The organism is Sulfuricaulis sp. (assembly GCF_049587675.1).
GTDB lineage: Bacteria > Pseudomonadota > Gammaproteobacteria > Acidiferrobacterales > Sulfurifustaceae > Sulfuricaulis.
Window position 1 is genome coordinate 1 of record NZ_JBAVEJ010000130.1, and the last position, 2,477, is coordinate 2,477.

Sequence of the window (2,477 nt, forward strand, 5' to 3'; positions counted from 1 at the left end):
GGCCGGCGGCGATCACGTCGGCGCGCGCGAGCAATGGACGCAGTTCCGCGGGGGAAGCCACGCCGTGCACGATCAACTCGGGCCGCGCCGCGCCGATCCGGGCCGCGTGTTCCGGATGCGTCGCCAGCACCACCAGCCCGGCACCGGCGCGATACGCCGCTTCTCCCGCCAGCTGAGCCGCGCCCGGCATGCCACGGTCACCGCCGATCACCAGCACATGGCCGGCATCGCCCTTGTGCATGTCGCGACGGCGTTTATGCAGCAGCCCGTGGAGCGAACGCTCCGTCAGGCGTTGCGCCAAAGCGGAAATTTTGGCGTGGATATCCGGCGGCACGCCGAGATCGTCGAAAAATATTTCGCCACTGCATGCGCGTCCGGCGCCGGTGAACAGACCGGCCTTGAGTCCGATAAACGCCAGCGTCGCCTGCGCGTGCACCGCCGCCCCCATCACGCGGCCGGTGTCGGCATGCAGCCCCGAGGGAACGTCCACCGCCAGTACCGGAACGCGGCTTTGATTGATAGCCTCGATGGCGGCAAGCCATTCGCCGCTGACTTCCCGCTCAAGGCCGATGCCGAGCAAGGCATCCACCACGACATCGCATCCCGCGAGCAACCCGGTGCTGAAATTCTGAATCGCGACGCCGGCCGATTCACACGCCTTGCGTGCCGCGGCGGCATCGCCTTTCGATTTGTCCGTCGCGCCCACACTCATGACCACCGGCGTGAGACCGGCGCCCTGCGCCAGCCGTGCCAGCACATAACCGTCACCGCCGTTGTTGCCCGGCCCGCACACCACCGCGATACGCCGCGCCCGCGGCCACCGTACCCGCAACAACTCAAAGGCCGCCTCGCCCGCACGCTGCATCAGCGTGGCGCCGGCAATGCCGCGCTCCTCGATGGCGAAACGGTCGAGTTCGCGCGCCTGGGCGGCGGTGTAGAGAGCTTCCGGGAGATTCATGAATTCGTCCTTTCGTTGTGTGCGTATATGATAGGCCCTCATGCACACCGTGCAAAACAGAAATATCGATCTCGCACTGCTCGTCGCCGACATCAAGGCCTGGGGTTGCGAGCTGGGTTTTCAGCGGATCGGCATCGCTGATGTCGAGCTGAGCGAGGCTGAGACGCATCTGCTGAGCTGGCTGAGCCGCGGCCGGCACGGTGCTATGCATTATATGGAGTCCCACGGGACACGCCGCAGCCGCCCGCAGGATTTACAGCCCGGCACGCTGCGCGTAATTTCCGCGCGCCTCGACTACCTTCCGGGTCAGGTCGCCGATACCGCCGTGGTCCTGCGCAACCCGTCGCTGGGATTCATCTCCCGCTATGCCCTCGGCCGAGACTACCACAAGGTGATGCGCGGTCGTTTGCAGAAGCTGGCCGAACGGATCGAGGCGCGCGTCGGTTGGTTCCAGTACCGCGCTTTCAGCGACAGCGCCCCGGTGCTGGAAAAGGCTCTGGCTGAAAAAGCCGGGCTGGGCTGGATCGGCAAGCATACCAACCTGATCGATAAACAGACCGGCTCATGGTTTTTTCTCGGTGAGCTTTATACCGACCTGCCGCTACCGGTGGACACGCCGGCGGAAAACCACTGCGGCACCTGCCATGCGTGCATCGATATCTGCCCGACCCAGGCCATCGTCGCGCCCTATGAGCTCGATGCACGCCGCTGCATCTCCTACCTCACGATCGAACTGCGCGGCGCCATTCCCGTGGAACTGCGGCCGCTGATCGGCAACCGGATTTACGGCTGCGACGACTGTCAGCTGGTCTGTCCCTGGAACCGCTTCGCCCGGCCGACCGATGAACCCAACTTTGCTCCGCGCCACGGACTCGACACACCGGAACTGATCAAGTTGTTGTCATGGACCGAGGAAGAATTTCTGAAATACACCGAAGGCTCCGCGATCCGGCGGATCGGTTATGAATGCTGGTTGCGGAATATTGCCGTGGCGCTCGGCAATGCACCGACGAGCGAGCCACTCACCAACGCGCTTAAGGCTCGTTTAGATCACGCTTCGGAATTGGTGCGGGAACATGTGAAGTGGGCGCTGGCGCGTCATAGTTAATGTAGGGAGCGCCATGCGCACCATTCAAAAGCTAATTGCGGGTGGCTCCGCCCCTGCACCCTGGGTGACTTTCTCTTGCTTGTCCAAGAGAAAGTCACCAAAGAGAAAGACACTCGGTCGCTTCGCCGCGCAAACTGCGCGCGGTTCCCTCCGCTCCTCGCAAAGCCGGGCGCTCGCCTAACTCGCCGGGCGCACACAACGCGCCTCGGGCTCGATCAAAAGTCTCGCGAACACTCCCGGCTTCGCTGCGGTGCTCGGCTCGCTCCGACGGGGTTAGAACAACACACCTCTGACCTTCACTTGGAGGTGTTTTCAAGATCCCGGATGGCGCGCCCGAGCATCGCAAGCCTTTGCCCCGCCAGCCCGAAGGGGCGCGGGCGGGAAGCCCGCGCGTCGCGCACGGCACAGGGA

The 2,477-nt window shown here is 64.3% G+C and carries 2 protein-coding genes; one reads left to right on the top strand and one right to left on the bottom strand.

The window, feature by feature from the left end:
* Positions 1-958 (bottom strand): NAD(P)H-hydrate epimerase (locus WB402_RS06930; RefSeq protein WP_424206276.1); only part of this gene is annotated, 958 nt, incomplete at its 3' end.
* 40 nt (positions 959-998) lie between these two features.
* Between WB402_RS06930 and queG the strand changes: the two genes are divergently transcribed.
* Positions 999-2,066 carry a tRNA epoxyqueuosine(34) reductase QueG gene (gene queG, locus WB402_RS06935; RefSeq protein ID WP_424206278.1) on the top strand — a complete coding sequence of 356 codons (1,068 nt, stop codon included), beginning with the start codon at positions 999-1,001 and terminating at the stop codon, positions 2,064-2,066.
* Positions 2,067-2,477: the final 411 nt, after the last annotated feature.